Annotated in this window: 18 protein-coding genes; 16 read left to right on the top strand and 2 right to left on the bottom strand. The window is 37.7% G+C overall.

The features are described 5' to 3' along the window. Positions 1-12: 12 nt before the first annotated feature. Positions 13-222: a YtxH domain-containing protein gene (locus EJF25_RS08405; protein ID WP_005677876.1), complete on the bottom strand. Its 210-nt coding sequence runs from the start codon at positions 220-222 to the stop codon at positions 13-15. 78 nt (positions 223-300) lie between these two features. Then, complete coding sequence (locus EJF25_RS08400) at positions 301-1,551, bottom strand: DEAD/DEAH box helicase (protein WP_125040855.1); 1,251 nt, start codon at positions 1,549-1,551, stop codon at positions 301-303. 174 nt (positions 1,552-1,725) lie between these two features. Here EJF25_RS08400 and EJF25_RS08395 point away from each other — a divergent pair, with 174 nt between their 5' ends. The 16 genes from EJF25_RS08395 (at position 1,726) to EJF25_RS08320 (ending at position 19,227) form a co-directional block, all read left to right on the top strand. Continuing rightward, positions 1,726-2,496, top strand: a complete 771-nt coding sequence (locus EJF25_RS08395; RefSeq protein WP_125040854.1) for an SDR family oxidoreductase — start codon at positions 1,726-1,728, stop codon at positions 2,494-2,496. A gap of 117 nt (positions 2,497-2,613) precedes the next feature. Continuing rightward, positions 2,614-3,102, top strand: coding sequence for an SPOR domain-containing protein (locus EJF25_RS08390; RefSeq protein ID WP_125040853.1), 489 nt, complete (start codon positions 2,614-2,616; stop codon positions 3,100-3,102). Between the two features lie 252 nt (positions 3,103-3,354). After that, on the top strand, positions 3,355-4,179 hold the full coding sequence (cysQ, locus tag EJF25_RS08385) for a 3'(2'),5'-bisphosphate nucleotidase CysQ (RefSeq protein ID WP_200832891.1): 825 nt from the start codon (positions 3,355-3,357) through the stop codon (positions 4,177-4,179). Positions 4,180-4,190: 11 nt separating this feature from the next. After that, a complete protein-coding gene (locus EJF25_RS08380) occupies positions 4,191-5,744 on the top strand; it encodes an SLC13 family permease (RefSeq protein ID WP_125040852.1) in 1,554 nt (517 codons plus the stop codon). Positions 5,745-5,760: 16 nt separating this feature from the next. Next, entirely contained in the window at positions 5,761-6,378 is a 618-nt protein-coding gene (gene cysC / locus EJF25_RS08375) for an adenylyl-sulfate kinase (RefSeq protein ID WP_125040851.1), read from the top strand. 16 nt (positions 6,379-6,394) lie between these two features. Then, complete coding sequence (cysD, locus tag EJF25_RS08370; protein ID WP_077154559.1) at positions 6,395-7,303, top strand: sulfate adenylyltransferase subunit CysD; 909 nt, start codon at positions 6,395-6,397, stop codon at positions 7,301-7,303. Between the two features lie 13 nt (positions 7,304-7,316). Then, complete coding sequence (cysN, locus tag EJF25_RS08365; protein WP_125040850.1) at positions 7,317-8,777, top strand: sulfate adenylyltransferase subunit CysN; 1,461 nt, start codon at positions 7,317-7,319, stop codon at positions 8,775-8,777. A 101-nt stretch (positions 8,778-8,878) separates the two neighbouring features. Then, the gene (locus EJF25_RS08360) at positions 8,879-9,985 is read left to right on the top strand and encodes a cholesterol-responsive sulfotransferase (protein WP_125040849.1); all 1,107 of its coding nucleotides are present in this window, start codon (positions 8,879-8,881) and stop codon (positions 9,983-9,985) included. 17 nt (positions 9,986-10,002) lie between these two features. Continuing rightward, entirely contained in the window at positions 10,003-10,971 is a 969-nt protein-coding gene (locus EJF25_RS08355; protein ID WP_125040848.1) for a PCMD domain-containing protein, read from the top strand. 304 nt (positions 10,972-11,275) lie between these two features. Next, complete coding sequence (locus EJF25_RS08350) at positions 11,276-12,547, top strand: hypothetical protein (RefSeq protein WP_200832890.1); 1,272 nt, start codon at positions 11,276-11,278, stop codon at positions 12,545-12,547. Between the two features lie 16 nt (positions 12,548-12,563). After that, positions 12,564-14,000, top strand: coding sequence for a carboxypeptidase-like regulatory domain-containing protein (locus tag EJF25_RS08345; protein ID WP_125040846.1), 1,437 nt, complete (start codon positions 12,564-12,566; stop codon positions 13,998-14,000). A 53-nt stretch (positions 14,001-14,053) separates the two neighbouring features. After that, on the top strand, positions 14,054-14,797 hold the full coding sequence (locus tag EJF25_RS08340; RefSeq protein WP_125040845.1) for a YjbH domain-containing protein: 744 nt from the start codon (positions 14,054-14,056) through the stop codon (positions 14,795-14,797). A gap of 54 nt (positions 14,798-14,851) precedes the next feature. Beyond that, positions 14,852-15,991: an OmpA family protein gene (locus EJF25_RS08335; RefSeq protein ID WP_025075622.1), complete on the top strand. Its 1,140-nt coding sequence runs from the start codon at positions 14,852-14,854 to the stop codon at positions 15,989-15,991. A 125-nt stretch (positions 15,992-16,116) separates the two neighbouring features. Further along, on the top strand, positions 16,117-16,533 hold the full coding sequence (gene ruvX, locus EJF25_RS08330; protein WP_125040786.1) for a Holliday junction resolvase RuvX: 417 nt from the start codon (positions 16,117-16,119) through the stop codon (positions 16,531-16,533). Positions 16,534-16,571: 38 nt separating this feature from the next. Continuing rightward, positions 16,572-17,126 carry a peptide deformylase gene (def, locus tag EJF25_RS08325; RefSeq protein ID WP_125040785.1) on the top strand — a complete coding sequence of 185 codons (555 nt, stop codon included), beginning with the start codon at positions 16,572-16,574 and terminating at the stop codon, positions 17,124-17,126. A 76-nt stretch (positions 17,127-17,202) separates the two neighbouring features. After that, positions 17,203-19,227 (top strand): tetratricopeptide repeat protein, encoded by a 2,025-nt coding sequence (locus EJF25_RS08320; protein ID WP_125040784.1) that lies wholly within the window; start codon positions 17,203-17,205, stop codon positions 19,225-19,227. The last annotated feature ends 12 nt before the right edge of the window (positions 19,228-19,239 follow it).

Here is a 19,239-nt window from a genome sequence, read left to right as displayed (position 1 = left end):
TCCTTTGTTACTTTATTCTGCTATTTCTCCTTTCATCTCAGCTGCTATCTCATCAACGAGATTTTCCATCTCACTGCGATTCAGTTTGATACCTTTCTTGCGAAGAATTTCTGCAATTTTATGACGAGTGTCTTCTCCTTTTTCAGGAGCGAACAAAATACCAAGGGCTGCGCCTACGGCTGCACCACCTAGAAAAGCTGCTAATACATTTAATCCTTTCATATCTTTAAAATTTTAAATGAAATATCACAAATATAACATTTTTATCGGTAAGTTGTTCTCGAATGATGAAAAAAATAATTAGTTTTTATTCATTTTTTTTCTCCGCCAGTAATCTCCGTTCGCCCGATTTCCACGATAAGCTTTTTTTTCTTTGGCTTTGACTTTGATTTCTTCAGCTTTTTCGCTCTGAGCTTTAATGCCTTCTTGTGTGATGAATGGATGATCTTTGATAACTGGAATGTTCTTGCCGATTAACTTTTGAATATCTTTTAAATAGGGGAGTTCTTCAGACTCACAGAAAGAGATTGCTGTTCCTTCGTGTCCGGCACGACCTGTACGTCCGATACGGTGAACATAAGTTTCCGGTATATTGGGTAGCTCATAGTTAATGACATGGGATAGTAAATCTACATCGATTCCTCGGGCAGCTATGTCTGTAGCGATCAGTGCCCGGAGAGTATGATTTTTGAAGTTGGTAAGCGCACGCTGACGTGCATTCTGGGTTTTATTACCATGGATCGCTTCTGCTCCTATTCCGGCTTTTGTCAGAATACGTGCTAACTTATCCGCACCGTGTTTTGTGCGAGTAAAAATAAGTACAGATTCAATGGATGGGTTCTTCAACAGGTGAATTAATAAGTCCTTTTTCTGCTGTTTTTCTACAAAATAGATGGACTGGGAAATGGTATCTACTGTAGAAGAGGCAGGTGTTACTTCTACTTTTTCCGGATTGGTTAGCATCGAATTAGCTAATTTCTCTATTTCAGGAGGCATCGTTGCGGAGAAAAAAAGGGTCTGGTGTCGAACAGGAAGTAGTTTTAGTATGCGTTTTATGTCATGGATGAATCCCATGTCGAGCATACGGTCCGCTTCGTCTAATACAAAAAAATCAAGAGATTTGAGAGAAATATAATTTTGGTCTATCAGATCTAATAATCTTCCGGGGGTGGCTATTAGGATTTGCACTCCTCCTCGTAAAGCATCGGTTTGAGACTTTTGATTTACACCACCGAAGATGACAGTATGTTTTATCCCGGTATAGCGTTCGTAGGCTTCGAAACATTCGCCGATTTGAATAGCCAGTTCACGCGTCGGAGTTAAAATCAGGGCTTTGATATTTTTCTTCTGATCTGTCTTATACAATTTTTGTAGGATTGGGAGAGAAAAGGCTGCTGTCTTTCCTGTACCGGTCTGTGCGCAACCTAATAAATCTTTTCCACGAAGTACAATTGGAATGGCCTGTTCTTGGATGGGAGTAGGGGTAGTGTAACCCTCTTGTTGCAGAGCTTTTAAAAGTGGCTCTATTAAATTCAAATTTTCAAAATTCATGTAAAATAGTTGAATGAGCCTCGCGGCTCTGTTATATGATTGTACAAAGATACGATCTGATGAGAAGTATTCATTTTTTTATGAAGTGGTTTAATCTTATTTAACTACGCTTCGGGACTAACCAATGAATGTTAAGACGTACTTTTGTCTCTTGATATTGTAAAATGAAACATAATGGAAACTAAGATTGTTTTTATTACCGGTGCAAGTAGTGGAATTGGTGAAGGCTGTGCCCGTAAATTTGCATCTCAAGGATGGAATCTGATTTTGAATGCACGTACTGTGTCGAAACTTGAAAAATTGAAATCTGAATTGGAGGCTGCTAATGGGGTCCAGGTGTATATATTACCTTTCGATGTACGTGACCGAAAACAGGCAGCTTTGGCATTGGAGACTTTGCCTGAAAAATGGAAATCTATTGATGTGCTGGTAAATAATGCCGGATTGGTAATTGGAGTGGATAAGGAATTTGAAGGAAATCTGGATGAATGGGATGTTGTGATTGATACGAATATCAAAGCTTTGTTGGCTATGACACGTTTGGTTGTTCCGGGGATGGTTGAGCGTGGACGTGGACACATTATTAATATCGGTTCTATTGCCGGTGATGCAGCATATCCTGGGGGAAGTGTTTACTGTGCTACCAAGGCAGCGGTGAAGGCACTTTCGGATGGTCTTCGGATTGATCTGGTAGATACTCCGCTGAGGGTGACGAATATAAAACCGGGTATGGTGGAGACGAATTTTACAGTAGTACGTTATAGAGGTGATAGGCAGGCTGCTGATAATTTTTATAAAGGTATTCGCCCTTTGACGGGAGATGATATTGCTGAAACTGTTTATTTTGCAGCGTCGGCTCCTGCACACATTCAAATTGCCGAAGTGCTTTTGATGCCGACTTATCAGGCAACGGGAACTATTTCTTATAAGAAGAAGGAGGAATAAACGTTTTTTCGTTGGATTTCTTTTGCCGGATGATAAAATTTCTATTATTTTGTTGCCGGAAACTAAATATAAGTAGACGATAACATTGAATTATTAATTAAAACAGAGTATAAAGGTATGAAAAAATTGGTCGTATTAGGAATGGGGGTATGCATAGTGTTGGCATTTGCCTCTTGTAAATCTAGCGAAAGCGCCTATAAAAAAGCTTATGAGAAAGCTAAACAACAAGAGTTGGCTGAACCTCAGGTTGAGGCTCCGGTAGAAGTGACTCCGGTAGTGACTGCTCCTGTTACTACAACTAAGCCTACGGATACTTCCGGTGTTCGTCAGGAAAAGGTTACTGTTATTTCCGGTAATCAAGGATTGAAAGATTACAGCGTCATTGTTGGTAGCTTTAGTGTGAAAGCAAATGCTGAAGGGCTGAGAGATTGGTTAGATGCGCAAGGGTATAAAGCTACAATTGTATTCAATGCTGAAAAAGCTATGTACCGTGTCGTTGCAAGCTCATTCGCTGATAAACCTTCTGCTGCTGAGGCACGTGATGCTATCAAAGCTAAATATCCGAGTCGTTTTAAAGACGCTTGGTTGTTATATCGTATTAATTAATTTCTTTTTGGTAATATATATCGGGAGGAATGTGTATTGTTTCCCGAATAAGAAGGCGGTAACTGGGAAGTTACTGCTTTTTTATTAGAGTTGTATGAATATATTTTTAGATTTATTTATCAATCTACTAAAAGAAGTTATAAAAAAGGGATGTGAAACTTTTTTAGCAAAGAAAGTTTTTACTTTTGTCAATTCTTAATTTAGGAGATTTATGACCTTGATTGATAGGCCAATTTTAATATAAAGATTCTGATGGAACAAAAATATGTGATGGCTGCTATTGATGCGGCTTTGAAAGCAGGTGAGAATATTCTTTCTATTTATAATGATCCGACATCGGATTTTGAAATAGAGAGGAAAGCGGATAATTCTCCTTTAACGATAGCAGACCGAAAAGCACACGAAGTGATCGTTTCAATTTTGAAGGAGACTCCTTTTCCTGTTCTTAGTGAAGAAGGTAAGCGATTGGAATATGCAGTGAGACACGAGTGGGATACTTTATGGATTGTGGATCCGTTGGACGGAACAAAAGAATTTATTAAACGTAATGGAGAATTTACGGTGAATATCGCTTTGGTGCGCGAGTCTATACCTGTAGCCGGTGTGATTTATGTTCCTGTGACAAAAGAACTCTATTTTGCTGTAGATGGAGTAGGGGCTTATAAATGTAAGGGTATTATCTGTTTGGAAGATAATATGATAACATTGGAGCAGTTGATACGGAAATCGGAAAAGTTACCGGTAAAGGAAGTTCAGGATCGTTTTGTAGTGGTTGCTTCCCGTTCACATTTGACATCTGAGACTGAGACATATATTGAAGACTTGAAGAAGAAACACGGCGCTATTGAATTAATATCGAGTGGAAGTTCTATTAAAATCTGTTTGGTTGCTGAAGGTAAAGCTAATGTATACCCGCGTTTTGCTCCGACTATGGAATGGGATACAGCTGCCGGGCATGCGATAGCCAGGGCTGCCGGAATGGAATTATATCAGGCAGGTAAAGAGGAACCTCTTCGGTATAATAAGGAAGATTTATTGAATCCGTGGTTCATCGTTGAGGAAAGAAGAAAACACTAATTAATGTTTATATGACATTTGAAATTGTATTTGTACTGTTATCCTTATTAGGAATGGTAGCCGCTCTGATTGCTGATAAAATGCGTCCGGGTATGGTACTTTTTTCTGTAGTAGTTTTGTTTTTGTGTGCCGGAATTCTGACTCCGAAAGAAATGCTTGAAGGGTTTAGTAATAAAGGTATGATTACTGTTGCTTTATTGTTCCTGGTGAGTGAGGGTATTCGTCAATCAGGTACATTGGGGCAAGTGATTAAGAAGTTACTTCCACAAGGGCATACTAATGTTTTTAAGGCTCAATTGCGTATTTTGCCTTCAGTTGCATTTATTTCTGCTTTTCTTAATAATACTCCGGTAGTTGTTATATTTGCTCCTATCATTAAACATTGGGCTAAGTCAGTTAAACTTCCGGCAACTAAATTTCTGATTCCGCTTTCTTATGTTACAATTCTCGGAGGTATTTGTACTTTGATTGGTACTTCTACCAATTTGGTGGTGCATGGGATGATTTTGGAAGCGGGATTTGAAGGTTTCTCCATGTTTGAGTTAGGTAAAGTAGGAATTTTTATTGCTATTGCCGGTATTATTTATATTTTCCTTTTTTCCAAACGACTTTTACCGGATGCTCGTCCGGATACGGCTGTTCCTGATGAGGAAATAGAAGAAGGAGAAAAGCTACATCGCGTAGAAGCTGTGTTGGGTGCACGTTTTCCTGGTATCAATAAAAAATTAAGTGATTTTAATTTCCAACGTCATTATGGAGCCGAAGTGAAAGAAATAAAGACTCGTAGCGGACAGCGGTATGTTACGAATCTGAATGAGGTGGTGCTTCGTGAAGGTGATACACTTGTGGTAATGGCTGATGATACGTTTATTCCGACATGGGGAGAGTCTTCGGTGTTTGTGCTGTTGGCGAATGGTAATGATCTGGATTCTGCCGGTAAGAAGAAACGTTGGCTTGCTTTGATTTTATTGGTATTGATGATTGTTGGTGCTACAGTAGGTGAGCTTCCTGCAACCAAAGAAATGTTTCCGGATATTAAGTTGGATATGTTTTTCTTTGTTTCCATTACTACTATTATAATGGCGTGGACTAATATTTTTCCTGCTCGTAAGTATACTAAGTATATTTCCTGGGATATTCTTATTACCATTGCTTGTGCGTTTGCAATTAGTAAGGCGATGGTTAATTCAGGAGTAGCTGATAGTGTAGCTAAGTTTATTATCGGATTGAGTGATGATTACGGACCACATGTGTTGCTTGCTATACTATTTGTTATAACTAATTTGTTTACGGAGTTGATTACTAACAATGCTGCGGCTGCTCTTTCTTTCCCGTTGGCGTTGTCAATAGCTTCTCAATTGGGAGTGAGCCCGACCCCATTCTTTGTGGTGATTTGTATGGCTGCTTCTGCCAGTTTCTCAACTCCGATCGGTTATCAGACTAATTTAATTGTTCAAGGTATTGGCAACTATAAGTTTACGGATTTTGTCAAGATTGGACTGCCACTTAATATTATAACATTTTTAATTTCTGTGATTCTGATTCCAATGATTTGGAAGTTTTAATAAACTAATTGTATAGATGGAAGAGAAAAATCATATATATCCTATATTTGACCGTATGATGACACGACAGGACAAAGAAGAACTGTTAGGTCAGCATAGTGTGATGATCTGGTTCACCGGGTTGAGTGGTTCGGGAAAGAGTACGATTGCTATCGCTCTGGAACGGGAACTGCATAAGCGCGGATTGCTTTGTAGAATTCTGGATGGAGATAATATCCGTAGTGGAATTAATAATAATTTGGGATTTTCGGAAGCTGATCGAGTGGAGAACATCCGTCGTATTGCTGAAGTTTCTAAATTATTTCTTGATAGTGGTATTATCACTATCGCTGCATTTATTAGTCCCAATAATGACATTCGTGAGATGGCGGCTAATATTATCGGACAGGATGATTTTTTAGAGATTTTCGTGAGTACTCCTTTGGAAGAGTGCGAAAAACGTGATGTTAAAGGTTTATATGCCAAAGCACGAAAAGGGGAAATAAAGAATTTTACCGGAATATCGGCTCCTTTTGAGGTCCCGAATCATCCGGCTTTGTCATTGGATACGTCAAAGCTGACTTTGGAAGAATCTGTGAAACGTCTGTTGGAGCTTATTTTGCCTAAGGTGAAAAGAACTGTTGAAGTAGAATAAAATCATTATTAAAGTAATGGAAGAATATAAATTAAGCCACTTGAAGGAACTCGAAGCTGAGTCTATTCATATTATCCGCGAGGTGGCTGCGGAATTTGAGAATCCTGTGATGCTTTATAGTATCGGTAAGGATTCTTCAGTGATGGTACGTCTGGCTGAAAAAGCGTTTTATCCAGGAAAAGTACCATTCCCATTGATGCATATCGATTCGAAATGGAAGTTTAAGGAAATGATTCAATTTCGGGATGAATACGCAAAGAAGTATGGTTGGAATCTGATTGTAGAAAGTAATATGGAAGCTTTTCATGCAGGAGTAGGACCTTTTACGCATGGAAGTAAAGTGCATACAGACCTGATGAAAACACAGGCTTTGCTTCATTCGTTGGATAAATATAAGTTTGATGCTGCCTTTGGAGGTGCACGTCGTGATGAGGAGAAATCTCGTGCTAAAGAGAGAATATTTTCTTTCCGCGATAAGTTTCATCAGTGGGATCCCAAAAATCAGCGTCCGGAGTTGTGGGATATCTATAATGCCAGAGTACATAAAGGGGAAAGTATTCGTGTGTTTCCGTTGAGTAACTGGACCGAGTTGGATATCTGGCAATATATTCGTTTGGAAAATATTCCTATTGTTCCTTTATATTATGCGAAAGAACGTCCGGTTGTCACTATTGACGGTAATCTGATTATGGCGGATGACGATCGTTTGCCAGAGAAATATCGTGACCAGATTGAAATGAAAATGGTTCGCTTCCGTACCTTGGGATGTTGGCCACTAACAGGTGCTGTTGAAAGTGAAGCAGCTACTATTGAGGAGATTGTAGAAGAGATGATGACTACAACTAAGAGTGAGCGTACAACTCGTGTGATTGACTTTGACCAGGAAGCGAGTATGGAGCAGAAAAAACGTGAAGGATATTTTTAAATTCTAGAAAGTGATGGCAGAAAATAAGTTAGATATAAAGGCTTTTCTGGATAAAGATGAACAGAAAGACTTATTGAGATTGCTGACAGCCGGATCGGTGGATGATGGTAAATCGACATTGATCGGACGTCTGTTATTTGATAGTAAGAAACTGTATGAAGATCAGCTGGATGCGTTGGAACGTGATAGTAAGCGTGTTGGTAATGCTGGAGAACATATCGATTATGCCTTATTGCTTGACGGTTTGAAAGCTGAACGTGAGCAGGGTATTACAATTGATGTGGCATACCGTTATTTTTCTACGAATGGTCGTAAGTTTATTATTGCAGATACTCCGGGGCATGAACAGTATACTCGTAATATGATTACAGGTGGTTCTACCGCTAACCTTGCAATTATTCTAGTGGATGCCCGTACAGGAGTGATTACGCAAACGCGCCGTCATACTTTCCTGGTTTCTTTACTGGGGATTAAGCATGTGGTGTTGGCTGTAAACAAGATGGACTTGGTCGGTTTTTCAGAAGAACGCTTTAATGAAATCGTTGCAGAATATAAGAAATTTGTGGCTCCCTTGGGTATTCCGGATGTGAATTGTATTCCGCTATCTGCTTTGGACGGTGATAATGTAGTTGACAAATCTGAACGTACTCCATGGTATAAAGGAATTTCTTTGCTCGATTTCTTGGAAACGGTTCATATTGATAATGATCATAACTTTAAGGATTTCCGTTTCCCGGTGCAATATGTGCTTCGTCCTAATCTTAACTTTAGAGGTTTTTGCGGTAAAGTTGCATCAGGCATTATACGTAAAGGAGATACGGTGATGGCATTGCCTTCCGGTAAGACTTCGAAAATCAAAAGTATCGTTACATATGACGGTGAGTTGGATTATGCCTTTCCACCTCAATCTGTAACATTGACTTTGGAAGATGAGATTGATGTCTCTCGTGGTGAGATGTTGGTACATCCTGATAATCTGCCTATTATAGATCGTAATTTTGAGGCAATGATGGTTTGGATGGATGAAGAACCGATGGATGTTAATAAGTCTTTCTTTATCAAACAGACAACGAATCTGAGCCGTACGCGAATTGATTCGATTAAATATAAGGTAGATGTGAATACGATGGAACATTTATCTTTAGAGGACGGTCAATTAACTAAAGAGACTTTGCCTTTGCAATTGAATCAGATAGCGCGTGTTGTTCTGACAACTGCTAAAGAACTTTTCTTTGATCCATATCAGAAGAATAAATCTTGTGGCTCTTTTATATTAATCGATCCGATTACCAATAATACTTCTGCTGTAGGTATGATTATTGACCGGGTTGAGATGAAGGATATGAACAGTACGGATGATATTCCCGTATTGGATTTATCAAAATTAGGAATCTCTCCTGAACATTATGATGCTGTGGAAAAAGCCGTGGAGGAATTAAAACGTCAGGGCTTCGCTGTGAAGGTGATAAAATAAATAAAGATATAGAAAAGTGAAATGTTGAACCGGAATATTTGATAATATATTATTGTGATACAATTAATTCATTATCCATTATCCATTAACCATTATATAAAATGGGATTACTTGAATTTAATAAACTTCCGATTAATACCTTAGTAGGGGCTGATTGGAAAACGTTTAAGTCCATTACTGCTAATCGTGAAATTGATGCTGCCTATAAAGGAAAGTATCGACTGACTAAAGCGGTGTGTCAGTTATTGTCTCCTCTGGCTACTTTGCAGAATAAACGCTATGAGAAGTTATTGGCAAATCAGCCTTTGGAGCATGATCCTGTGTTTATTCTGGGGCATTGGAGAAGTGGGACGACTTTTGTTCATAATGTTTTTTCTTGTGATAAACATTTTGGCTATAATACCACTTATCAAACAGTGTTTCCGCATTTGATGATGTGGGGACAGCCTTTCTTCAAAAAAAATATGAGTTGGCTGATGCCGGATAAACGTCCGACAGATAATATGGAGTTGGCAGTAGATCTTCCTCAGGAGGAGGAATTCGCACTGGCCAATATGATGCCTTATACTTATTATAACTTTTGGTTTCTTCCTAAGTATCAGCAAGAGTATGCAGATAAATATCTGTTGTTTGATGATATAACGGAAGCTGAATTGAAAGTTTTTGAGGAGGTGTTTACTAAATTGATTAAGATTTCATTGTGGAATACCAAGGGGACTCAATTCCTTAGCAAGAATCCACCTCATACGGGTAGAGTGAAGGAGTTAGTGAAGATGTTTCCCAACGCTAAGTTCATTTATCTGATGCGTAATCCGTATACGGTGTTTGAATCGACTCGTAGTTTTTTTACAAATACGATTCAACCTTTGAAATTGGAAGATATCAGTAATGAACAAATTGAGGAAAATATCCTTTCTATTTATGCAAAGCTTTATCATAAATATGAATCGGATAAAAAGTTTATTCCTGAAGGCAATCTGATAGAAGTGAAATTTGAAGATTTTGAAGCGGATGCTATGGGGATGACGGAGAATATTTATAAATCACTTTCTATTCCGGGTTTTACCGAAGCGCAAGCTGATATTGAAAAATATGTCGGTGGGAAGAAGGGATATAAAAAGAATAAGTATAAATATGATGATCGAACTATCCGATTGGTAGAAGACAATTGGGACTTCGCTTTGAAACAATGGGATTATAATTTATAAAGAAAGGAAAGATATTAATGATTCAGAATATGGTTCATCGCTTGTTTTTTGTCGTTTTTATGGCATTTTTTATCTCTTTACCTGTAATGGCTCAACCAGTGGTTGAAATGCTCCCTTTTGGTGATATGGACCAATGGGTTGATCGCCAGATAAAGGAATCGGGAATTATTGGAGGAAATACGAAGAATGTATATGAGATAGCTCCGACGGCTGTGATTAAAGGGGATCAGCCTTATAAAAACATGGGCGGTTCGCCATGGGGTACTTCAAACGTAATGGCTAAAGTTGCGGGTATTACGAAAACGAACACATCTGTTTTTCCTGAAAAAAGAGGAAATGGTTATTGTGCCCGGTTGGATACGCGTATGGAAAGTGTGAAAGTGTTGGGGGTGGTTAATATAACAGTGTTGGCTGCCGGCTCTATTTTCACCGGATCTGTGCACGAACCTATTAAAGGTACGAAAAATCCGGAGAAGATGTTGCAAACAGGCATTCCGTTTACGAAGAAGCCGGTAGCTCTTCAGTTTGATTATAAAGTGAAGATGTCTGATAGAGAAAATCGTATTCGTGCTACTGGATTCAGTAAAATCACAGATGTGCCAGGTAAAGACTTTCCGGCTGCTATTTTATTTCTACAAAAACGTTGGGAAGATGCGGATGGAAACGTTTATGCAAAGCGTATTGGGACCATGGTGACTTATTACTATCATACTACAGATTGGAAAAATAATGCTACGTATGAAATTATGTATGGTGATATCACAAAACGTCCTGAATATAAGTCACACATGATGCGTTTGGGGGTTACTGAAAATTATACAGTGAATAGTAAAGGAGAAAGCGTTCCTATACATGAGGTTGCGTGGGGAGATGAAAATGATGTTCCTACTCATTTGTATCTTCAGTTTACGTCGAGCCATGGAGGAGCATATATCGGTTCTCCCGGTAATTCATTATGGATTGATAACGTGAAATTGGTCTACTAAAGTCCTTTTTTGATGGTTTTTCGAATTTTAAGGAACAAATAACTTAAAAATGGAGCTGTCGCTGAAACCGGTCTTTATCTTGGTATTCGGGACAGCTTCTTTTTTGTTTTTAATTCTGAATCTTACTCCGCACTTTCGCTTATTTATCGGGGGATATGGCTATATTTTATGTTTTTATAGTCGATCAGTGAGAAAAATAGTACAATATGTTATTTTTTCATATAAAATTCTTTGCCATTATTAAAAATCTGCCTATTTTTGCGTTGTATTTTTTTTACGAAGGGGGGAATATAAAATAAAACTAATGAGATATATAAACTCAAACATGAATAAATGTCTAATTACTAAAGACTTGACGCGTAATGCTATATTCTTTCTATTCTGTTTGTTCTCTTTTAAGGGAGTTTGCCAGAGTGAGGAAAGTACGGTTAGCACTTTAGTAAAGATGGGATTTGAAAATGTTGGGTGTACAGAAGATGATAAAGAACGGATTTATACCATACAGAATTCCGCATATCGTTTGCAAGGCGTTGGAATTGGTAAAGCTGTTGATGTGATTCAAAAAACTGGATTACCAGATGGAAAATCATGTCGGATCATAGTTCTGGATAATAATGTACCTCAGATTTCTCTATTTTACCAACCAACTAAGGCAGATAGCCTGCCGGAAGCAACTCGCCAGGATTGGAATGTTAGTTACAATTTAGGTGATGCGTGGAAACAGGCACGAAAGATAAAAAAAGAAAATAGCTCTTTATTTAAGGTGGATATTGTAGTATATCCGGAGTTGTCATTGAAGAATTTGGTAATTACGCAAGTTTATCAGGTATTATTCAATCTATCTCCTACAATAGAGGTCTCTTTTTGGAAGGGTATGTCATTAACAGCACAAATGGTTATACCTATATATAACGATGGATTTGAAATGATGTCCGAGGCTGTTCATAATGTCTATGATAGGGTTCATCCGGGATGTGTGAGTTTATCGCAAACGGTGCGGCTTCCTTATAATACGTGGGCTACATTGTCAGTTGGACATTTTATGGCGAATCGTTATGGAGTTGATTTAAGCGCTATGCATGTGTTGAAGATGGATCAACGTTTTTCTTTTGAAGGACGGGTGGGGTATACGGGGGCTTGTTATTGGGATGCTTTTACTTGCCACTTTGATTCTAGAAAAGTTTGGACTTGGCATATAGGAGCCAATTTCTTTTGGCCTTATTATAACTTACAAACAAGCGTGAAGTTGATTCAACATATACAAGGTGAAAAAAGTATCCGGTGTGATATGATACGTCATTTTAAATATGTGTCAATCGGATTTTATGGAGAAAAAGCAAATAGAGGGATTAGAGCGAATGCCGGTTTCCGTTTTCAGATTGCTCTGCCTCCATATAGATATAAGAGAAAAGGATATATTCCGCGTGTAACTCCTTCTGAAAATTTTGGAATGGTGTACAATGCGGGTAATGAGCGAAATTATTATAAGACGTATAGAACGTCACCAAGTGATAATATAATGCATAATAATAGTTTAAACCCATATTTTATTAAATCGGAATTAGTGAATTATTAATTTTATTGAGATGAAAATGAATAGTAAATTTTTCGGGCTAGGCGCTAAGTTAGCGTTATGCTTTGTAGCTGTCTTGGGAACATTGACAAGCTGCTATGAAAAGGAGGACATCAAAACAGTGATTGATACCTCTTCTAAAAGTGTAAATTATGTAATCTCTGGTTCTATTGCAAACTCAACGAGTTTGAAAGGAATAGAGAATGCAGTTGTTACTGTTACTGGACCGGCTGCTGCTGGAGTACAAACAACTACTACAGATGCAATGGGACTTTTTTCTGTCAAGTATGAATTCAAAACAAAAGATGGAGCTTCACAGGCTGAAATCGATGCTTTGATTAAGAGTGTTTGTGGCTCCTATACTGTAGATGTAACGGCTAATGGTTACAATAACAGAAGTACACAGACTGAATTACAGTTTGCAGCATTTGACAATCAGACAATTGCTACTCACCTTGATTTCTTATTGAAATCTAAAGCAATTCAAGGTGTTGCAGAAGAAATTGTAGCAGGTGACACTGAACAAATTATCACAATTGATGGTGCTTCAGCAGACGGTAAGGGTACAACGACTGATAAACTGATTGTTCCTCAAGGAGCATTTGGTAAAGATGCGGAAGGTAAGTTTATAGCTAAGACTATTACTATTGAACGTGCACCTTTGGTAACAGAAGAAGAAGCATCTGCTGTTCGTGTTTATGAAGGTAAACCTGACGGTACAGTATTTGAAATTCCATTGGAAATCGAATTCTCATATCCTGATGCTTTGGTAGGCGAAGGCGGTTTGAAAGTTCTTTTTGAAAAAGCTGATGGTAGCTGGGTAGCAGATGGTCAAGCAAGAGTTGAGAAGAAGGCTGCTAATTTATATGTTGCTTATATTTATCACTTCTCTACGTTCAAAATTGGATTGCCTACAAGTGAAGGTGGCTCTACAGAAGGAACTATCTCTTATGATAAACCGATTGTTGATAAAAAAGAATTACCAAACATTGGTGAAGATAGCAGCAAAAAATACTGCAATACAGCTAATGTAGCTAAAGAATTCCCATTTGTTACTACTCAGCAATTTGGTTCTGCATATACAAAATCTTTGGAAGTTGTATTCGCTGATATTACAGATGCAACTGTGAAAAATGCAGCTATTTATCAGATTACAAACTTTATTGAAAATCAAGTAATGAATGGAGTTAATCTTCCTTCAATTGGTTATCAGGAAAAAGAAGACAAACAAAATGTTTTAGTAGATGCACATTCTAACTTGAATTATATTGAAGTTGAGCAAGTTCGTCAAACTTATGTCGTTACAATGAAAATTAGTGGTAAAGACTATGAAGTTGAATTTGTAGAATATATCGGATATAATTATAAAGCTAATTGTACAGATTATAGCCATGGTCATGGTCATGCTCATGGTGATGATTTGAACGCTGGTGGTGGTATCATTGATTTTGAATAATTCTTTGAAATAAAGAGATTTTGACCGAAAGTACATTAATAGAAAGGAATGTAATGATTAAAAGATTGATATTAGCATTATTCTTCTTATGCACTGCTGGTGTGCTTTCGGCTCAATTAACTTACGGAACTACGGGATTATTGCATGCTCCTTCGGCAGAAATGCAAAAGGATAAAACAGTAATGCTAGGTGCCAATTTTATGAATAAGGAGATAACTCCTCCTACATGGTACTATCATACGTACAATTATTACTTGAATGTAACTTTCTTCCCTTGGTTAGAAGTGGCATATACGTGTACACTTTTTAAAGCGGAAGCATTAGGGTTAAAACCTTATGGTTACACAGGTTTTACGAATCAGGATAGATATTTTTCTGTTCGATTGCGAGCTTTGAAAGAAGGACAATTTTGGAAATATATGCCAGCTGTGGTATTTGGAACTTCGGATCCTTTTACTTCCTCCGGCGATGTGATTAATTCCACTTCGGGAAATGGGTATTTTTGCCGCTTTTATGTTGCAGCAACAAAGCATGTTTCTATCGGAAAGGAAGAGATTGGAATACACCTTTCTTATTTATATAATAAAAGATTGGAGTATAAGCTGAATGGAATCGCAGCAGGTATTAGTTATAATCCAACATTTGCACCGGATTTGAGATTGATTGCAGAATATGATTCAAAAGATTTTGCGTTAGGTGCTACCTATTTGCTTTTCAACCACTTGCATCTGCAGGTAGAAATGCAAAGAATGAAGTATTTTACCGGTGGACTTGCTTATAAGATTTATTTGAAGTAAGTGGGTTGGGACAAATAAGATAAAAGAGTTAAACGATTTAAAACTAAGAAAACAATGAAAAGTAAGTTAGTAATATTATCTTTACTGTTGGCGGGTGCTGCTGTTACAGCAAACGCACAGACTAAAGAGAAATTCACCAGCGAGAGATTCAAAGATAATATCTTTATCAGTGTTGGTGGAGGAGCTCAGGTTTGTGTAAATCCGGATAACAGTGACTATGGCTTGGGTAAGGCTATTACACCGCTGATCCATGTTTCACTGGGTAAATGGGTCAATCCTACATGGGGATTCCGCGGACAAGTTGCAGGCTTGTGGAGTACATTAAACTCTAAACACTTGAATGGTGTAGAAACCGTTGTTGGTAATCAGACTACATGGTACAAGATTAAGAATAAGAAGTATTTTACATTGCGTGCAGACGCTTTGTATAACCTTTCTAATTCTATTTGTGGCTATAACCCAGATCGTTTGTTTACATTATCTGTATTTGCAGGTCCTGGTTTGACATTTGCTAAGACTTATGGTGACCAAGATAAGTTGAATGCATTGATTAATGGTTCTGTTGGTTTGATGGGACAGTTCAATATAAATGACTATTGGGATATTAATATTGAAGCTAGAGGTGAGGTTTCTCCTTCTATCTTTGGTAAATATAGCAATGCTTATACTGATGGTGCTGTTTCTTTGACTGCTGGTGTAACTTATACTTTCGGTGGCAAGAAGTTTATTTCTTGCAACGGAGTTGATCAGGATGCGATCAATGATGAGGTTAATCGCTATAGAAGCCAGTTGGAAAAAGCAAAAGCTGATTTAGATGCTGCTAAGAGAGCTTTGGCTAATGTAAAACCAGAAGTGAGAGAAGTTGTTAAGACTGTTCAGGTTCCAGGTCCTCGTGCTGTCTTCTTCAAAATTGGTAAGGCTACTATTGATGATTACGGATTGGTTAATCTTAAATTAGCTGCTAAGGTTATGAAGGAAAATCCGAATAAGAAGTACAAGATTGCTGGTTATGCTGATAAGGCTACCGGAAGCGTTGCTTTGAATAAGAAATTAGCTGATAAGCGTGCTCAGGCAGTTTATGATGCTTTGGTTAAAGAAGGCGTAAACAAAGATCAACTTGAAGTTATCGGTTACGGTGGTACTGACAATATGTTCGGTAAGAACTTCTTGAATCGCGTAGTAATTCTTGAATAAGGGTTATTAAAAGTAATAAACTCTATAATGAAAGGGTGTTTGACAATGTCGGACACCCTTTTTTGTTATTATTTGATTTGAATAAGGATGGAATTCGAATATAAATCGTATTTTTGTAACCCATTATGAGTAGAATAATAGCCATTGATTACGGTAGAAAGCGTACAGGGATAGCAGTTAGCGATACTTTACAGATGATTGCTAATGGTTTAACGACAGTACCTACGCATCAGTTATTGACGTTTATCCTAGATTATGTATCGAAGGAGCCAGTTGAGCGTATCATCGTAGGGCTTCCCAAGCAAATGAACAATGAAGCTTCGGAGAACATGAAGAATATTGAGCCATTTGTGCATGCCCTCAAGAAAAAATTGCCTGATATGCCTGTTGAATATGTAGACGAGCGTTTTACTTCTGTTATGGCTCATCGTACAATACTGGAAGCCGGACTGAAGAAGAAAGATCGGCAGAACAAAGCATTGGTTGATGAGATTAGTGCAACTATTATTTTGCAAACATATTTGGAGAGTAAACGTTTTTAATTAAAAAGAGTAACTTAATTTTTAGTAGATTATAAAATATGATTTTACCTATTTATGTATATGGTCAGCCTGTATTGAGAAAGGTGGCAGAGGACATAACACCGGATTATCCGAATTTGAAAGAGCTTATAGCAAATATGTTTGAAACGATGGTAAACGCTGACGGTGTAGGATTGGCTGCACCACAGATTGGTCTTCCGATTCGGGTCGTTACAATTACATTAGATCCACTTTCTGAGGATTACCCGGAATTTAAAGATTTTAATAAGGCGTATATTAATCCTCATATTTTAGAGGTAGGAGGTGAAGAAGTGAGTATGGAAGAAGGTTGTTTAAGCCTTCCCGGTATTCATGAAAGTGTAAAGCGCGGTAATAAAATTCGCGTAAAATATATGGATGAGAATTTTGTAGAACATGATGAAGAGATAGAGGGGTATTTGGCTCGTGTGATGCAACATGAATTTGACCATTTAGATGGTAAAATGTTCATTGATCATCTTTCTCCGCTTCGTAAGCAAATGATAAAGGGAAAATTGAATACGATGCTGAAAGGAAAAGCACGTAGCTCTTATAAGATGAAACAGGTGAAATAAAGATAAAAAACGTTTATATCCCTGTTAAGTAAACTAAAAGCATTATTTTTGCTACGTTTACAAGTATAAAATGCCGATGATTAAAAGAATACTAACAGTCTTATTACTGTTTCCCACATTAGTATATGCTCAGATTAATACAGAACGGGTGATGACTATCGCACGGAATGCACTTTATTTTGAGGATTATGTGCTTTCTATTCAGTATTTCAATCAGGTAATTAATGCTAGACCTTATCTGTATGAACCGTATTTTTTCAGAGCTTTAGCAAAGATTAATCTGGAGGACTTTCAAGGGGCTGAAGCGGACTGCGATGCTGCTATCCAACGTAATCCCTTCGTTGTAGGAGCATACCAAATTCGTGGTTTGGCACGTATTCGTCAGAGTAAGTTTGATGGGGCAATCGAAGATTATAAGCAGGCTTTACATTACGATCCAGAGAATATTTCTTTGTGGCACAATCTGACATTATCCCATATGCAAAAGAAGGACTATGATGCAGCTAGAGATGATTTGGAAAGTTTGATGAAGGTTGCACCACGTTATACCAGAGCATATCTTATGAGAGGAGAGGTCTTTTTGCAACAAAAAGATACAATTGCTGCTTTGAGTGACTTTAATAAGGCTTTAGAGTTAGATAAGTATGATCCCGATGCTTGGGCTGCCAGAGCAATTGTTCAATTACAACAAGAAAAATATGCTGAAGCAGAATCTGATTTTGATCGTGCGATTCATTTGAGTGCAAAAAATGCAGGAAATTATATAAATCGTGCCTTGGCGCGTTTCCATCAGAATAATCTGAGAGGTGCGATGAGCGACTATGATTTGGCGTTGGATATTGATCCTAACAACTTTATTGGTCATTATAATCGTGGTTTGTTGCGTGCACGAGTCGGGGATGATAATCGGGCTATTGAGGATTTTGATTTTGTAGTTCAGATGGAACCGGATAATATGATGGCTGTTTTCAATCGTGGCCTGCTACGTGCTCAAATAGGGGATTATCATGGAGCCATCCAGGATTATACAACAGTTATCGATCAATATCCTAATTTTTTGGCAGGGTATTACCAACGTTCGGAGGCACGTAAAAAAATTGGAGATCGTAAAGGAGCTGAACAGGATGAGTTTAAGGTCATAAAAGCTCAATTAGATAAACATAACGGTGTGGTAAGTAAAGACGTTGCTCAAAATAAAGGAGAAGAGGATAAGGATACAGAAGATAAAACTCGTAAGAAGTCTGATAAAAATATGAATAACTATCGTAAGATAGTAATTGCTGATGATTCGGAGACAGATCAACGTTATACAAGCGATTATCGTGGACGTGTGCAGGATAAGAATGTGAATATTAAATTGGAACCGTTGTTTGCTTTGACTTATTATGAAAAAATGAGTGATGTAAAACGTTCTGTGAATTTCCATAAGTTTATTGATGATATGAATCGTTCGGGAATACTTCCCAAACGTCTTCTCATAACAAATATGGAGTCTCCATTGTCTGAGGAACAAGTCAAATTTCATTTCGCTTTGATTGATACGCATACTTCAGCTATTGTAGAAGATGATAAAAGTGCAGCAAAACGTTTTGCTCGTGCAATTGATTTCTATTTAGTGCAGGATTTCTCAAGTGCTGTTTCTGATTTGACACAATCGATCCTATTGGATGAGAAGTTCTTCCCGGCTTATTTTATGCGTGCTTTGATTCGCTGTAAACAATTGGAATATCTGAAGGCAGAACAAGCTAATGATTCAGATTTGCCTGGTGGTAATACAACTAAAGAAATTGGTGCAGTGGATTATGAGATAGTGAAAAAAGATTTAGATAAGGTTATTTCTTTAGCTCCGGATTTTGTATATGCTTATTATAATCGTGCCAATATTTCGGCAATGTTGAAAGACTATCGTGCTGCAATGGCTGATTACGATAAAGCGATCGAACTGAATCCGGACTTTGCAGATGCTTACTTTAACCGTGGATTAACTCATATTTTCTTAGGTAATAATAAACTGGGTATTTCCGATTTGAGTAAAGCTGGTGAACTTGGTATTGTGTCTGCATATAATGTAATCAAGCGTTTTACAGAACAATCGGAATAACATTTTTTTGAT

Origin of the sequence: Bacteroides faecalis (genome assembly GCF_003865075.1) — a bacterium.
Classification (GTDB): domain Bacteria; phylum Bacteroidota; class Bacteroidia; order Bacteroidales; family Bacteroidaceae; genus Bacteroides; species Bacteroides faecalis.
The sequence above is the reverse complement of the archived record's forward strand: the minus strand, read 5'-3'. Positions and strand labels throughout refer to the sequence as shown.